Genomic DNA, 15,249 nt, shown 5'->3' with positions numbered 1-15,249 from the left:
GTTCCGCACGCGCGCCGTCGTCATGCGGCAGACCGCCCCAGCCAGGACGGTTCTGACCGCCAGATCGACGGGCTCAAACGCCACCACGCCGAGAGCCCCTTCCAGGGGGAAGGGGCTCAAGGGCCAGAAGAGGTCCTTCTTCGCCGGCGGGTGGGGCGCGTACCGCTCGACGTGGAACGGCTGCCGGAGCTTCTTCGCGGGAGCCGGCGGGTGTCTGCAACCGGGGGCGGAGGTGCCTCAGTAGCCGGTGCCGCGCTTGACCTTGGCCCGCTCGTTCCCATGGGTCGCGCCCTTGTCGTCCAAGGTGCGACACGCGTCGGCGATGTCCTGGCTCAGGCGATCGACCTGCTCGCGGCTCAGGGTCTCCTTGACCAGGGCACGCATGATCTTCACCCGCTCCGCGTTGGGCGGGAGCGTGTACGCCGGCACCATCCAGCCGCGCTCGGCGGAGAGCTGCCAGGCGACGTCGGACTCGTCGTAGGCGTGCTTGCCGGCGAGACGGAAAGCGACCAGCGGCAGCTGCTCGAGGCCGCTCCCGATCACTTCGAAGCGGCCGCTGCTCCTCAGGTTGTCCGCCAGCGCGTGAGCGTTCTCCTGCATCATCTTCATGACGTAGGTGTAGCCCTGGCGACCGAGCCGGACGAAGTTGTAGTACTGCGCGAGCACCATCGACGCGCCGGTGGAGAAGTTCAGCGTGAACGTCGAGTCGGTCTTGCCCAGGTAGTTCTCCTCGAACACGAGGTCCTTGGGCAGGTCGGACTCCTCGCGGAAGACCAGCCAGCCGATGCCGGGGTAGACCAGGCCGTACTTGTGTCCCGAGACGTTGATGGAGCGGACCTGCTCGAGCCGGAAGTCCCATTTCGAGTCCGGGTAGAGGAAGGGCCACACGAATGCGCCGCTGGCTCCGTCGACGTGGATCGGGATGTCGAGGTCCCGCTCCTTGCGGACGTCCCGCAGGAGCTTGTCGATCCCGACGACGTCGTCCTTGTGGCCGGTGAACGTGGTGCCGAGGACGGCGACGACGCCGATCGTGTTCTCGTCGAGGTGAGGTTCCACGTCCTCCGGGCCGATCGTGTACTTGCCCTCGGCCAGCGGCACGATCCGCGGTTCGACGTCGAAGTAGCGGCAGAACTTCTCCCACACGACGTGGACGTCACCGCCGAAGACCAAGTTGGGCCGGTCGACCGACAGCTTGGCCGCCTGGCGGCGCTCCCGCCACTTCCACTTCAGCGACAGCGCACCGAGCATGATCGCCTCGGACGAACCCTGGGTCCGGCATCCGGTTGTCCTGCCCGGCGCGTTGAAGAGGTCGGCGAGCATGCGCACGCAACGCTGCTCGATCTCGGCGGAAATCGGGTACTCCGCGTGGTCGATGAAATTGCGGTGGAGATTCTCGGCGATCAGCCGTTGCGCCTCAGGCTCCATCCACGTGGTGACAAACGTGGCGAGGTTGCGCTGCGGGTCACCCTCCATGGCGAGATCCACATCCACGAGCCTCATGGCATCCGTCGCGGCCATGCCTTCCTCGGGGAAGGTCTCCGAGGGAGCGGGCACGGTCAGGAACCGGTTGCCGAAAAGAGCCGCGGCGTCACTCTTGGTCATACCGGCGACTCAACCACGGCCGGAGAGGGAGCCACGCTCAGGACCTACGGATGGGCTCGGGATGCACGCGAACGGCGTACCTTCCGGGGCGATCGACGACAGGAGGAAGCTGGAACGCTCGCCGGCCGGAGACGGCTTCACGTTGATAAGCAACCCTGACGGCCGGGCGATGCGGTCAGCGGGCTGCCACTCCTGAATCAGGAACTGACACCGACTGCAGCAGGGTCGGGCCCCCGACGGCCGACAGGCCCGGGACGAATGCTTCCCGCATCAGAATTAGTCCGAGCACGGCAGTCAGCGCACCGGTCGGCGACCGCGCGGCTGATGGAAGCGCCTGCGGTGCGATCAGTTGGGCCGAATACAGAGAAGGCCGACATGTCCCGGCCATCGTGACTCAGCGCTGAGTGATCGACGGCACGAATGCCAAGAATTCGGATGCCGTGACCCAGCCGCCGCGCGCTCGGGCAGCTCTTTCCGGAACCCGCCGCCGACCGGAGCCGACCATGCCCGATGATGGTCGGGCCATGACCAAGCTCCATACGACGACGCCCCAAGCGCCGCTGCCGACCCTTCGGGCCGCAGTGTTCGCCGTCGTCGGGACGGTTTTGGGGGTGAGCGCGCACCATCTGGTTTCCGAAGGCCCGATGCCGTGGTGGCAGGGCCTTGTGGCGGCCGCCGCACTCTTCGGTCTCGGGCTTGCCGGTACGCGGCGCCCGCGCACAGTGGTCAGCGTCATGACGGCGAGCGCTGTCGGGCAAGCCGGGCTGCACTTGTGGTTGAAGGCCACGCACCCGCTGGGCTCAGCGCCGATGGCCATGCCCGATCACGCCCACCACAGCATGGACGCCGACGGCGCGTGGCACGAACGAGTCCACGGCTCGCTTTCGATGACGGCCGTCCACGCGGTCGCCGCCCTCCTGGTGGCGATCCTGCTGCACCGCGCGGACACGGTGTGCTGGTCTCTGGCGCGCGGCCTGACATCGGCGATCGACGCCGTTCGGGCCCGCATCGCCACGGTTTTGGATCTGCTGCGTGATCGCCCGGAACGGGTGACCCCAGGACGGTCGACGCTCGTCCTCGCATGGCTCGATCAGCCTCCGTGCAAGGAGGCGGTGCTCGCTGACGTGGTGGTACGCAGGGGGCCTCCCCAGGTGAGGCGCGCTCTCGTCATCTGACCTTGCCGGGGCGGCCACTCGGTCGTTCTGCGCTACCCCCATACCTGGAGACACCCATGTTCCGTGCCAAGAACAGGCGCACCGCCACCCGTTACGCGTCCCTCACGATCGCCGCAGCCGCCTCCGCCGTCTTCCTCTCCGCAGGTCAGGCCCTCGCGCACGTGGAGGTCGAGTCCGAGAAGGCGCAGGCTCTCGCGGAGAACGTAGAGATTTCCTTCGACGCAGAGGCCGAGTCCACCACGGCCGGGATCACCCAAATTCGCGTTGTGCTGCCCGAGGGCATCGCGCCCTCCGACGTGACGTACGGCGAAGGCCCCAAGGGCTGGAAGTTCACGACGAACGACGACGGATACACGGTCAAGGGTCCTGCCGTGAAGGCCGGCGAGAACGCCGAATACTCGGTGGTCGTGCGCCAGCTTCCCGACGCCGAGGAACTGGCCTTCAAGACGCTGCAGACCTACAGCGACGGTCGCACCGACCGCTGGATCGAACTCGGCGACGGCAGTGAAGAGCCGGCGCCCGTCCTCAAGCTGAAGGCCGCCGCTGCCGACGCCAAACCCGCCAGCCCCTCCCACAGCGAGACCGTCTCTGAAACGCCTTCCGAGTCCGCTTCACCGACGGCCGAGGAGTCTTCCGCCTCACCCACCACCGAGGCGAAGAAGGACGACGACAGCGGGCTGTCGACCGGCGCCTGGGTCGGTATCGGCGCGGCCGTCCTGGTAGCCCTCGCGGCCGTGGGTTACGCGGTACGACGCCGATCGGGCGCCCAGCAGTAGCGGATCGGCCCCTTCATTCCGCGCGTGCAGCCAAGGCGCGCGGAATGAAGGGGAGTTCCGCCCCTGTCCCACCGACTTCAGAGGCGTGCCGCCAAAGCCGACGAGAGGCGCGGCGCCGCGAACTGCGTGCCGCAGGTGAAGCGCATCGGCGGCCCGAAGGTCGCCGCCGCATGAATCCCGGTGAAATACAGACCCGGAACGGACGACTGCAGCCCGGCATCGAGGCTGGGGAACCCGTCCGTGCGCGCCAGCTCGGCCCGTGGCTCAGGAGCCACGAAGTCCAGCGCATCCAGATTGACCCGGTAGCCCGTGGCCGCCAGGACGCGCCCGGTCTCGATCTCGCGCGTGCGCCCGACACCGTCCCGGGTGGTGAGAGTGACGCCGCCGCTGCTCCTCCCCGCCTCGATGATGCGTTCTCCCAAATACGTGGGGACGACTCCGTCAAGGCGCGGCTTGAGCCACCAGGATTGGACTCGGGCCTCATTCTCGTGCTGCAGCGCCGCACCCGAAGAGGGCGATGCAGGCCGCTTCCCAGGCGCGCACGTCACGGGAGCGCACGAGGAGGAAGGTCACGCCCCGAAGACCCTAACGAGCGACGATCAAGGCAAGGGGTGCGTCAGGGGACAGCGAGGCTCTCCGAGCCCCTCAGCTCGGGAAACTTAGGTTTGCCCAGACCTGGCTGCCGGGCTGACCTACAAACCGTGCAGCGCTGACGTACGGCCGTCACCGCCCAAAGATCACCTACCGCGCGATACGCAAATAATGACTGCTAGGTTTGGATATGCCGTTAATGCCCCATCTCTCTCGGGAGGTCCCGTGACTACGTCTCCGACCGACCTGACCGCCCTGACCGGCCACTACACCCTCGACGCCTCGCACAGCCGGATCGGGTTCGTGGCCCGGCACGCGATGGTGACCAAGGTCCGTGGCGCGTTCAACGAGTTCGACGGCAGCGCGTACTTCGACGGTGCGGACCCCTCCAAGTCGACCGGGAAAGTGACCATCAAGGCCACCAGCATCGACACCCGCAACGCCCAGCGCGACGAGCATCTGCGCAGCAACGACTTCCTCAACATGGACGAGTATCCGGAGATCAGCTTCGTCTCCACTTCCGTCCAGCGCAGCGACGACACCAGCTTCGCTGTCACCGGCGACCTCACCGTCAAGGGTGTCACCAATCCGGTGACCATCCCGTTCTCGTACGAGGGCACCGCGACCGACCCGTTCGGCAACCTGCGTGTGGGACTCGAAGGTTCGGTGACCATCAACCGCAAGGACTACGGCGTGATCTGGAACGCCGCGCTCGAAACCGGCGGTGTCCTGGTCAGCGAGAAGATCGTGCTTGAGTTCGAGATCTCCGCGATCAAGGACGCCTGAACCGCCGCACCCCCAGAGCCGACGCGTTCTCCTCCAGGACGACGAGCTGACCGCTCACCTCTCCGTCGACGTCGACCGACGGTTACCCCTCACACCCACAAACCCCGGCACGGCACGGCGAGCCCGTACGTCCTGGTAGCGCCACGGGCGCTGTCCGCCTGTGCAGCATGCTCGTCGGTCGCACGTGCGCTTGTGGGGCCGTCCTCCCACTCCTGGCGTGCGCGGATGCGGCACCGGAGACTGCTCCGAATGCGCGATGGCCCGGCCGGCTGTCATCAGGGACAGCCGGCCGGGGTGGACCCGCTGCAGGCTGCCCAAGCTGTCCCGATGCTCGATCCGTCCAGCAGCCAGCTGACGGTCTGCAGGCCCGTATGCGGGTGCGGCGGCACCTGCATACGGGGATGCCGGGATGCCGGGTGATGTCGTCCGGGCAGTAGTGATCCAGGAAGCACCAGGCGCCGACCAATCGGCGGCAGAGCGTCGGCAGCAACATCCGCGAGCCCCCCGCACGTCGTCAGGGTGGGCCGCAGGTCGAGATCGCTCATGGCGGCCACGCCACATAGCCGCCGCCCCGCCACCACCCCGGATCCGCGCCGGAAGACTCCACACCACGAGGCCGCCGGACTCATACGCCGCAGGACATCAATGAGCCCCCTCCCAAACAGGGAAGGGGCTCAACGGTCATACGGCCGTACACGAGCCTGGCCCGGGCTCAGACCCACTCCACCTCGGAGACGATCCGAGAGGCGCCTCCAGGGCCCGGCAGCGGAGTCCGGTGCGAGGAGGACGGGGCAGGAGGGCGAGGACGCGAAGCGCCCACCGCAACCAGCACAGCCGCCACCTCGTCCTCGCTCGCCCACGCCAGGGCATCGATCACCCGAACGAGTACCTCGTCCACGTCAGTGGCTGTGCCCGCTCGCCGCCGGTGCCGCGTTCTTGACCGTCAGGGGCAGCAGCTTCTTGCCCGTCGGGCCGATCTGGATCTGGGTGTCCATCTGCGGACAGACCCCGCAGTCGAAGCAAGGAGTCCAGCGGCAGTCCTCGACCTCGGTCTCGTCGAGGGAGTCCTGCCAGTCCTCCCAGAGCCAGTCCTTGTCGAGGCCCGAGTCGAGGTGGTCCCAGGGCAGGACCTCCTCGTAGGTGCGCTCGCGGGTGGTGTACCAGTCGACGTCCACGCCGAAGGCGGGGAGGGTCTTGTCGGCGCAGCTCATCCAGCGGTCGTACGAGAAGTGCTCGCGCCAGCCGTCGAAGCGGCCGCCGTCCTCGTAGACGGCGCGGATGACGGAGCCGATGCGCCGGTCGCCGCGGGAGAGCAGGCCCTCGACGATGCCCGGCTTGCCGTCGTGGTAGCGGAAGCCGATCGAGCGGCCGTACTTCTTGTCGCCGCGGATCTTGTCGCGGAGCTTCGTGAGGCGGGCGTCCGTGTCCTCGGCGGAGAGCTGCGGCGCCCACTGGAAGGGGGTGTGGGGCTTGGGGACGAAGCCGCCGATGGAGACCGTGCAGCGGATGTCGTTCTGGCCGGAGACCTTGCGGCCCTCGGCGATCACATTCATCGCCATGTCGGCGATCTGCATGACGTCCTCGTCCGTCTCCGTCGGCAGGCCGCACATGAAGTACAGCTTCACCTGGCGCCAGCCGTTGCCGTAGGCGGTGGAGACGGTCCGGATGAGGTCCTCTTCCGAGACCATCTTGTTGATGACCTTGCGCATGCGCTCGGAGCCGCCCTCGGGGGCGAAGGTCAGGCCCGAGCGCCGGCCGTTGCGGGTCAGCTCGTTGGCCAGGTCGACGTTGAAGGCGTCCACGCGGGTGGAGGGGAGGGACAGGCCGATCTTGTCCTCCTCGTACCGGTCGGCCAGGCCCTTGGCGATGTCGCCGATCTCCGAGTGGTCGGCGGAGGACAGCGAGAGCAGGCCGACCTCCTCGAAGCCCGTCGCCTTGAGGCCCTTCTCGACCATCTCGCCGATGCCCGTGATGGAGCGCTCGCGCACCGGGCGGGTGATCATGCCCGCCTGGCAGAAGCGGCAGCCACGCGTGCAGCCGCGGAAGATCTCCACCGACATGCGCTCGTGGACGGTCTCCGCGAGCGGGACGAGGGGCTGCTTCGGGTACGGCCATTCGTCGAGGTCCATGACGGTGTGCTTGGACACACGCCACGGCACGCCCGACTTGTTCGGGACCACGCGGGCGATCCGGCCGTCGGGGAGGTACTCGACGTCGTAGAAGGCCGGGATGTAGACGTTGCCCGTCTTCGCGAGGCGGAAGAGGACCTCTTCACGGCCTCCGGGTCGGCCCTCCGCCTTCCAGGCGCGGATGATCTCCGTCATGTCGAGCACGGCCTGCTCGCCGTCGCCGATGATCGCCGCGTCGATGAAGTCGGCGATCGGCTCCGGGTTGAAGGCCGCGTGACCGCCGGCCAGCACGATCGGGTCGTCGAGCGTGCGGTCCTTGGACTCCAGCGGGATGCCGGCCAGGTCGAGGGCGGTCAGCATGTTCGTGTAGCCCAGCTCCGTGGAGAAGGACAGGCCGAACACGTCGAAGGCCTTCACCGGGCGGTGGCTGTCGACCGTGAACTGGGGGACCCGGTGCTCACGCATCAGTTCCTCGAGGTCCGGCCAGACGCTGTACGTGCGCTCGGCGAGGACGCCCTCGCGCTCGTTCAGTACCTCGTAGAGGATCATGACGCCCTGGTTGGGCAGGCCGACCTCGTAGGCGTCGGGGTACATCAGCGCCCAGCGGACGTCACAGGCGTCCCAGGGCTTGACCGTGGAGTTGAGCTCTCCGCCGACGTACTGGATCGGCTTCTGCACATGCGGGAGCAGAGCTTCGAGCTGTGGGAAGACCGACACGGCGGTTTCGGCAGGCATTTCGCGAACCTTCGTGAGCTGACTGGGGATACCCCCGGCCGGAGGCTGGGGAGGGTGACCATCTAGCGTAACGCGGCCGGAGGGATCCGCCGCACCGCCGGACGCCCACCTGCCCCGGCACGACCGGAGGAACACCGCCCCCAGCCGCCTCCCGGCCCCCGGCAGAACCGGACGGGCGTCTGCCCTCGGCGGCCTCCGACCGCCCTGGCAGCTCCACCGAGAAGGGCGCCGATCCCGGCCTCCTCCTGCCGCACGGCCGTACGGCCTGCCGCACCGCCGTACGGCCACCCGGCCACCCACCTCCGGCTGCCGGCAGGCGGCAGGCGGCAGGCGGCAGGCGGCAGGCGGCAGCCACCCGGAGACCCCGGCCCTGGCCCCCGGCCCCCGGCCCCCGGCCACACCGTCCTCACACGGACGTCTGGCCCTCGATCGCCTCCCAGACCTCCGGCAGGGCCCCCTCGGCCGCCGCCGCGCGCTGCTCCTCGCGCCCGTACAGCACCCCGTAGGTGAACGAGCTCTCCCCCGCCGCGTGCGCCAGAGCCGCCAGTTCCCGCAGGGCGTCGCGGGTCATCACGCTGTCCTGGTGGTCGCCGAGCAGGCTCTGCAGCGACTTCATCGACTTGACCAGGCCTGCGGCCCCTCCGCCCAGGGCCGGGGCGGCGGCCTCCGCTGCGTAGCGGGTGCGCTTGGCCTTCTTGCGGGCCTCGTGCATCGCGGTGTCGCGGTCGGCGCCCGGCGGCCGGTCGAGGGCTTCCGAGACGAGGTCGGAGACCTTGGTGAAGTCCTTGCGGACGGCCTTGGCGATCACCTTCGCGGGGTCGCCAGCGGCCGCCTTGAGCAGCGGCGGGTCGGTCATGAGCGCGTCGAGCGCGGTCAGCAGCGCGAGGTACCGCTTTCCGTCCAGGACAGCGATCAGGCGGCGCCGGGAACCGCCGTGGCGGGCGTGCGCCCAGGTGCGCAGCCGGGTGCGGACGGGGCCGGAGAGGAGGGTGCGCGGCAGACGGTCGAGGGATTCGGTGAGCCGCTCGGTGAGGACTTCCTGGTCGCGGTCGACTCCGAGCTCGCCGGCCAGCCACTTCAGCTCGTCGCCGATCGGGTCGGTGACCGTGCGGTCGAGGATCTTCCCGTACGAGCGGAAGGTGCTGCGCATCCGGCGGGTGGCGACGCGCATGCTGTGCACGGAGTCGTAAACGTCGCGGCGGACGGCCGGGTCGAGCTCGACGATGGCGTCGTGCTGGGCGCGGAGATAGGCGAGGACGTGGTCGCCCGCCGTGACCGGCTCCTTCTCGGGAGCGGGTTTCTCGGAGCGCTCGCCGGTCTCGCCGAGCGCCTTCGCCAGTTTGGAGGACGAGGCGGAGCGGTTCAGACCCGCCTTGCGGAGCTTCTTCTCGACCTTGTCGAGGAAGGCGGGGTCGCCGTCGTCGGCGAGTTCCACCTCGATCTCGGTCCATTCGGCGGTGCCCTCGCCCCCGCTGAGCCGCTCGGCGCGGACGCGGTCGAGGCTGACCTCGGCGAGCAGGGCGCCGGAGTCGTCGACGAGGTGGCGGATGTCGCGGGCGGACAGCAGACGTACGAGGGGGACGAGTTCGGCGTCGCGCACGCGGGAGCGCACAAGGCTGGACAGTGCGCGGGGGACGGTGTCGGAGAGCGGGGCGCGGATCTCGTCGCGTACGCCCTCGGAGACGGGGAGTTTGAGGTGCCAGCCGGCGTCGTCGCCTCCGGTGCGGCGGCGCAGGGTGAGGGAGGCGGCGGCGAGTCGCTGGTCGGGGGTGTCGTAGTAGGTGGCGTCGAGTTCGGCGACGCCCTTGTCGACGACGCCCGCGACTCCGGAGACACCGGTCAGGTCTGGCAGGTCGGTGCCGCCCTCGGCCGCGGGACCTTCGTATTTACGCTCGATCTCGCGCTTCGTGTCCGCCATGAACCGAATCTAGACGCGATTGCGGGTCGTGGGCAGTACCCAATCGGCCCCTGCTTGGTCTTGGACCGTCTTTTCCCGTTGGGCCGGGTGTCGCCTCATGTTCTCCGGGGCGACACCCGGGCTCCCGCTACGCGGACATCGGGCGCTGCACCCTGATCGACTGCAGGAGGCCCACCGCGACCCACACCGCGAACATGGAGGATCCGCCGTAGGACACGAACGGGAGGGGCAGTCCGGCGACCGGCATGATGCCGAGGGTCATGCCGACGTTCTCGAAGGACTGGAAGGCGAACCAGGCGATGATCCCGGCGGCGACGATCGTGCCGTACAGCTCGGTCGTCTCGCGGGCGATGCGGCAGGCGCGCCACAGGATCACGCCGAGGAGCACCAGGATCAGGCCCGCGCCCACGAAGCCCAGTTCCTCGCCGGCGACCGTGAAGACGAAGTCCGTCTGCTGCTCGGGCACGAACTGGCCGGTCGTCTGGGAGCCGTGGCCGAGGCCGGTGCCGAAGAGGCCGCCGGAACCGATGGCGATCCGGGCCTGGTTGGTGTTGTAGCCGACGCCGGCCGGGTCGAGCTCGGGGTTGGCGAAGGCCGCGAAGCGGTTGATCTGGTACTCGTCGAGGATGTGGAGCTGCCAGACGGCGATCGCTCCGAGGGCGCCCGCGCCGATCAGGCCGAACACCCAGCGGTTGGAGGCGCCGGAGGCGAGCAGCACGCCGAGGATGATGATCACCATGACCATGACCGAGCCGAGGTCGGGCATGAGCAGCACGATCATGATCGGGACGGCGGCGAGGCCCAGGGCCTGCAGCACGGTGCGGTGGTCCGGGTACGGCTTGTCGCCGGCGTCGACCCGGGCCGCGAGCAGCATCGCCATGCCCAGGATGATCGTGATCTTCACGAACTCCGAGGGCTGGAGCGAGAAGCCGCCGCCGAGGACGATCCACGCGTGGGCGCCGTTGACGGTGGCGCCGAGCGGGGTCAGCACCATGAGGATCAGGAAGACCGAGAGGCCGTACAGGATCGGCACGGCCGTGCGCAGGGTGCGGTGGCCGAGCCAGATCGTGCCGATCATCAGGCCGAAGCCGATGCCGGTGTTCATCAGGTGGCGGATGAGGAAGTAGTACGGGTCGCCCTGGTTGATCTCGGTGCGGTTGCGGGTCGCCGAGTAGACGAGGGCCGAGCCGATCATCGAGAGCGCGACGGCCGACAGGAGTATCGGCCAGTCGAGACGGCGGGCGAGCGAGTCGCGGGCGAGCAGCCGTGTCCAGCCCGCGCGCTCGGGTCCGTACCCGGAGACGGAGAAGTTGTTGGCTCCGGTCATGTCAGGATCCTCTTCCCCCGCCTCTTCCGCGGGCGGGCCGTACGCCTACGGGTGTTGCGGTTGCGGTCGGTGGGTGAGGCCGTGGTGCCCGCCGGCAGATCCTGATCGGTCACCCCGTCCTTGGGGGCCTCGCTGGCCTTCTGGTCCTTGACGGGGTCCTTGGAGACGGCCGGGGCGTCGATCGTGCCGTCGGTCTGGATCTTCGGCAGGCCCTTCTGCGGGGTCGGCAGCATGGCCTTCTTCTTGTCGATGACACCCTCGTCGGAGATGCCGTAGAGCGCGTTGTAGATCTTGCGCACCGCGGGGCCCGAGGCGCCGGAGCCCGTACCACCCTGGGAGATCGTCATGACGACCGAGTAGTCCTTGGTGTACGTGGCGAACCATGAGGTCGTCTGCTTGCCGTAGACCTCGGCCGTACCCGTCTTGGCGTGCATCGGGATCTTGTCCTGCGGCCAGCCGCCGAACCGCCAGGCGGCCGTACCGCGGGTCGCGACTCCCGCGAGGGCACCGTCTATCTCGTCGCGCGTCTTGCGTGACATCGGCAGCTTGCCGTTCGACTTGGGCGCGATCTGCTGGACGCTCTTGCCGTCGGCGCTGACGATGGCCTTGCCGACGGTCGGCTCGTAGAGCGTGCCGCCGTTGGAGATGGCCGCGTAGATCGTCGCCATCTGGATCGGGGTGACGAGCGTGTCGCCCTGGCCGATCGAGTAGTTGACGGAGTCACCGGCACGCATGCGGTTGCCTTCGAGGCAGTTCTCGTACGCGATCTGCTGGGCGTACGAGCCGCCCTTCTTGCCGTACTTGCACCAGGCGTCCTTGTTGGCCTTCCAGTAGTCCTGCTTCCACTGGCGGTCGGGGACGCGGCCGGTGACCTCGTTCGGGAGGTCGATGCCGGTCTCCTGGCCGAGGCCGAACTGGTGGGCCGTCTTGTAGAACCAGTCCTTGGCGTTCTTCTTCGGCTTGATGCCGCCGTCCTTCTTCCACTGCTCGTGCGCAAGGCTGTAGAAGACGGTGTCGCAGGAGACCTCCAGCGCACGTCCGAGGCTGATCGGGCCGTGTCCCTTGGACTCGAAGTTCTTGAAGACCTGGCCGCCGATCGAGTACGAGCTGGCGCACTGATAGGGGCCGTCGAAGGAGTAGCCGGCGTTGATCGCGGCGGCCGTCGGGATGACCTTGAAGATCGATCCGGGGGCCGACTGGCCCTGGATCGCACGGTTCAGCAGCGGGTAGTTGGACTTCTTGCCGGTGAGCTTGGTGTAGTCCTTGCCGGAGATGCCGCCGACCCAGGCGTTCGGGTCGTACGACGGGTTGGATGCCATCGCGACGACCCGTCCCGTCTTGGTCTCCATGACGACGACCGCGCCGGAGTCCGCCTTGTAGTTCTCGTTCGTGTTCTTGTCGAACTGGGTGCGGGCGACCTTCATCGCGTCGTTCAGTTCGTACTCGGCGATCCGCTGTATGCGGGAGTCGATGCTGGTGACGAGGTTGGCGCCGGGTTCGGCCTTGTCGCTCTTGGCCTTGCCGATGACGCGGCCGAGGTTGTCGACCTCGTAGCGGGTGACGCCGGCCTTGCCGCGCAGCGCCTTGTCGTACTCGCGCTCCAGGCCGGAGCGGCCGACCTGGTCGGAGCGGAGGTAGGGCGAGTCGGTGTCCTTGGCCTTGGTGATCTCGTCGTCGGTGACGGGCGAGAGGTAGCCGAGCACTTGCGCGGTGTTGGCCTTGCCGGGGGCCGCGTAGCGGCGCATCGCCTCCGGCTCGGCGGTGATGCCGGGGAAGTCCTCGGAGCGCTCGCGGATCTGCAGGGCCTGGCGGGCGGTGGCCTCGTCGGTGATCGGGATCGGCTGGTAGGGCGAGCCGTTCCAGCAGGGCTGCGGGGTCTTGGCGTCGCAGAGGCGGACCTTCTGGATGACGTCGTCGGGCTTCATGCCCAGCACACCGGCGAGCTTGGTGAGGACGGCCTTGCCGTCGTCCGGCATCTTCAGCAGGTCGGTGCGCGAGGCGGAGACCACCAGGCGGGTCTCGTTGTCGGCGATCGGAACGCCCCGCGCGTCCAGGATCGAGCCCCGTACGGCCGGCTGGACGACCTGCTGGACGTGGTTGCCGGAGGCTTCCTTGGCGTACTCGTCGCCGTTGCGGATCTGGAGATACCAGAGGCGTCCGCCGAGAGTGCCCAGGAGGGAGAGTACGAGAATCTGGATGACGACGAGTCGGATCTGGACCCGTGGGGTCCGACCGGTCTCGGGGATGTTGGTCACTGCTGCTGCCTCCCCCTCTCAGTGTGTGTACGAGACATACGAGTACACGGCGAACCTGTGCGCGGCGGTACCGCGGCCGGTCAAGTTCCGTGACGCGTGCGGCGCTTGCGGTGTGCGCCGGGTGGCCCTCTTCGCTGTCGTCACAGCCGCTTGACCCCCTTGATGCGTCCGGCGCGGGCGACCCGCGCCTTGGCCGCCTTCACGCGCAGTCCGCCGCGCTGGCTGCCGATGCGCAGCCCGGTGCCGGAGGACAGCCAGCCCGTGGAGACGTCGGCCGCCTTGGAGGCCGAACCGCCCTCGGCGAGCGGATCGTTCTCGGCGCGCCGGGCCAGTGCCATCAGCACGGGGACGACGAACGGCGCGAGCAGCAGGTCGTAGACGGCGGCCGTGAACAGCAGGCTGCCGAGCCCGACATGGCGGGCGGCGGTGTCGCCGACGAGGGCGCCGACACTCGCGTACAGCAGGGTGGAGCCGATCGCGGCGGCGACGACCACGATCATCGGTCCGGTGGCCGACTTGAGCCGGCCGTTCTCCGGCTTGACCAGGCCCGCGAGATAGCCGATGACGCAGAGCACGAGGGCGTAGCGCCCCGCGGCGTGGTCGGCGGGCGGGGCGAGGTCGGAGAGCAGTCCCGCGCCGAAGCCGATGAGCGCGCCGCCGACATGGCCGTAGACCATGGCGAGCGCGAGCACGGTCAGGAGGACGAGGTCCGGGACGGCGCCCGGGAGATGAAGTCGGGCAAGAACGCTCACCTGGATCACCAGGGCGACGACCACCAGGGTGACGGAGAGCAGCATCCTGTTGAAACGCATGGGATTCGGCTCCTCCTGCTACTGCTGCTGGCCGTCGACGGGCGCGTTCGCCGAGGGGGTGACCGTCACGGTCACGGTCGGCGTGGGCGTGGGTCTGGGTTTCGGCGGCAGTACCGTGTCGCGCGGATCGCTCTTGGGAGCCGCGACGACGACGCCGACGATGTCGAGCTTGGTGAACGAGACGTACGGCCTGACGTAGATCGTGCGGGTGAGGTCGCCGCCGGACGGGTCGACACGGGAGACGGCACCGACGGGCACGCCGGGCACGAACGGCTTGTCGGCCTGCGAGCCGAAGGTGACCAGCCGGTCGCCCTTCTTGATCTTCGCCTTGGCGTTGAGGAGTTCGACGCGCAGCGGGCGGTCGCCCTGCCCGGAGGCGAAGCCGAGTTCGTCCGTCGACTCCATGCGGGTGCCCACGGTGAAGTCGGGGTCGTTGGCGAGCAGTACGGTCGCGGTGTCCGGGCCGACGGTGGTGACCCGGCCGACCAGGCCGTCGCCGTTCAGGACGGTCATGTCGCGCTTGATGCCGTCGTGGGCGCCGACGTCGATGGTGACGGTCCAGGAGAAGCCCTGGGCCGCTCCTATGGCGATCACCTCGGCGCCCTTGATCCCGTACTGGCCCTCGCCCGCCACCTTGATCATCTTGTCGAGCTGCTTGAGGCGGCTGCGGTTGCGGTCGTCGCTGCCGAGCTTCGCCTTCAACGCCGCGTTGTCGTGCTCCAGTTGAGCGACGCGGTCGTGGCGTGTGCTCGAGTCGCGGACCGCGGCGATGGCGTTGCCGACGGGGTCGACCGCGGACGACACCCCGTTCTCGATCGGGCCGAAGACCGTCGCGGCGGCCTGGCGGGCACCGTCGACCGGTGAGTCCTGCCCGCCGCGGATGTCCACCGTGATCAGTGCGAACGCGATGGCGATCAGCAGCACCAGGAGCAGCCGGCTCTCTCGTGTGTCCCTCACGTGCGGCGGCCGTGCCTTCCTCGTTGTAATGGGTCAACAGGGGCGCACCCTGGGCGAAAACGATGCCCACGGTGCGATGAGGCTGGGATGGGGTGGGGGTGCGTGACGGGCTGGGCGTTATGGGAGAGGTTATGACTCTATGTCGCGAGAGTTTATGCCTCCATACCAACGATCCGCCGTACGAGA

Annotated in this window: 11 protein-coding genes and 1 pseudogene; 3 read left to right on the top strand and 9 right to left on the bottom strand. The window is 68.7% G+C overall.

Annotated features, from left to right (window positions below):
• Positions 1 to 237: 237 nt before the first annotated feature.
• Complete coding sequence (locus OOK38_RS19630) at positions 238 to 1,602, bottom strand: glutamate decarboxylase (protein ID WP_266758696.1); 1,365 nt, start codon at positions 1,600 to 1,602, stop codon at positions 238 to 240.
• Between the two features lie 524 nt (positions 1,603 to 2,126).
• Between OOK38_RS19630 and OOK38_RS19625 the strand changes: the two genes are divergently transcribed.
• Positions 2,127 to 2,777 carry a hypothetical protein gene (locus OOK38_RS19625; RefSeq protein WP_266758697.1) on the top strand — a complete coding sequence of 217 codons (651 nt, stop codon included), beginning with the start codon at positions 2,127 to 2,129 and terminating at the stop codon, positions 2,775 to 2,777.
• Between the two features lie 56 nt (positions 2,778 to 2,833).
• Positions 2,834 to 3,553 (top strand): DUF1775 domain-containing protein, encoded by a 720-nt coding sequence (locus OOK38_RS19620; RefSeq protein WP_266758699.1) that lies wholly within the window; start codon positions 2,834 to 2,836, stop codon positions 3,551 to 3,553.
• A 77-nt stretch (positions 3,554 to 3,630) separates the two neighbouring features.
• Here OOK38_RS19620 and OOK38_RS19615 read toward each other — a convergent pair whose 3' ends face one another.
• Complete coding sequence (locus OOK38_RS19615; protein ID WP_266758701.1) at positions 3,631 to 3,975, bottom strand: hypothetical protein; 345 nt, start codon at positions 3,973 to 3,975, stop codon at positions 3,631 to 3,633.
• Positions 3,976 to 4,369: 394 nt separating this feature from the next.
• Between OOK38_RS19615 and OOK38_RS19610 the strand changes: the two genes are divergently transcribed.
• On the top strand, positions 4,370 to 4,930 hold the full coding sequence (locus OOK38_RS19610; RefSeq protein WP_266758703.1) for a YceI family protein: 561 nt from the start codon (positions 4,370 to 4,372) through the stop codon (positions 4,928 to 4,930).
• 234 nt (positions 4,931 to 5,164) lie between these two features.
• On the opposite strand, the pseudogene OOK38_RS19605 reads toward OOK38_RS19610, so the two are convergent.
• From OOK38_RS19605 to mreC, 7 genes and pseudogenes are all read right to left on the bottom strand, one after another.
• A pseudogene (locus OOK38_RS19605) lies at positions 5,165 to 5,475 on the bottom strand (pirin family protein); the annotation flags it as partial.
• A gap of 354 nt (positions 5,476 to 5,829) precedes the next feature.
• Positions 5,830 to 7,794, bottom strand: a complete 1,965-nt coding sequence (locus OOK38_RS19600) for a TIGR03960 family B12-binding radical SAM protein (protein WP_266758704.1) — start codon at positions 7,792 to 7,794, stop codon at positions 5,830 to 5,832.
• Positions 7,795 to 8,200: 406 nt separating this feature from the next.
• Positions 8,201 to 9,712 carry a CYTH and CHAD domain-containing protein gene (locus tag OOK38_RS19595; RefSeq protein WP_266758706.1) on the bottom strand — a complete coding sequence of 504 codons (1,512 nt, stop codon included), beginning with the start codon at positions 9,710 to 9,712 and terminating at the stop codon, positions 8,201 to 8,203.
• 127 nt (positions 9,713 to 9,839) lie between these two features.
• Complete coding sequence (gene rodA / locus OOK38_RS19590; protein WP_266758708.1) at positions 9,840 to 11,039, bottom strand: rod shape-determining protein RodA; 1,200 nt, start codon at positions 11,037 to 11,039, stop codon at positions 9,840 to 9,842.
• Positions 11,036 to 13,294 carry a penicillin-binding protein 2 gene (gene mrdA / locus OOK38_RS19585; RefSeq protein ID WP_266758710.1) on the bottom strand — a complete coding sequence of 753 codons (2,259 nt, stop codon included), beginning with the start codon at positions 13,292 to 13,294 and terminating at the stop codon, positions 11,036 to 11,038. The genes rodA and mrdA overlap by 4 nt, the downstream gene beginning before the upstream one ends.
• Before the next feature lie 140 nt (positions 13,295 to 13,434).
• On the bottom strand, positions 13,435 to 14,106 hold the full coding sequence (gene mreD, locus OOK38_RS19580) for a rod shape-determining protein MreD (RefSeq protein ID WP_266758712.1): 672 nt from the start codon (positions 14,104 to 14,106) through the stop codon (positions 13,435 to 13,437).
• An 18-nt stretch (positions 14,107 to 14,124) separates the two neighbouring features.
• Positions 14,125 to 15,063 carry a rod shape-determining protein MreC gene (gene mreC / locus OOK38_RS19575; protein WP_266758714.1) on the bottom strand — a complete coding sequence of 313 codons (939 nt, stop codon included), beginning with the start codon at positions 15,061 to 15,063 and terminating at the stop codon, positions 14,125 to 14,127.
• Positions 15,064 to 15,249 lie beyond the last annotated feature (186 nt).

Origin of the sequence: Streptomyces sp. NBC_00568 (assembly GCF_026341855.1) — a bacterium.
In the GTDB taxonomy this organism is placed as follows: Bacteria; Actinomycetota; Actinomycetes; order Streptomycetales; family Streptomycetaceae; genus Streptomyces.
Note: the sequence above shows the minus strand (reverse complement) of the source record. Positions and strands in the feature narration are given on the sequence as shown.

What these genes read in the sequence shown, in the direction of transcription:
- OOK38_RS19600 (WP_266758704.1), bottom strand. Translation starts at nt 7,794, where the DNA reads ATGCCTGCCGAAACCGCCGTGTCGGTCTTCCCACAGCTCGAAGCTCTG.
- OOK38_RS19620 (WP_266758699.1), top strand. Translation starts at nt 2,834, where the DNA reads ATGTTCCGTGCCAAGAACAGGCGCACCGCCACCCGTTACGCGTCCCTC.
- rodA (WP_266758708.1), bottom strand. Translation starts at nt 11,039, where the DNA reads ATGACCGGAGCCAACAACTTCTCCGTCTCCGGGTACGGACCCGAGCGC.
- OOK38_RS19625 (WP_266758697.1), top strand. Translation starts at nt 2,127, where the DNA reads ATGACCAAGCTCCATACGACGACGCCCCAAGCGCCGCTGCCGACCCTT.
- mreD (WP_266758712.1), bottom strand. Translation starts at nt 14,106, where the DNA reads ATGCGTTTCAACAGGATGCTGCTCTCCGTCACCCTGGTGGTCGTCGCC.
- OOK38_RS19595 (WP_266758706.1), bottom strand. Translation starts at nt 9,712, where the DNA reads ATGGCGGACACGAAGCGCGAGATCGAGCGTAAATACGAAGGTCCCGCG.
- OOK38_RS19630 (WP_266758696.1), bottom strand. Translation starts at nt 1,602, where the DNA reads ATGACCAAGAGTGACGCCGCGGCTCTTTTCGGCAACCGGTTCCTGACC.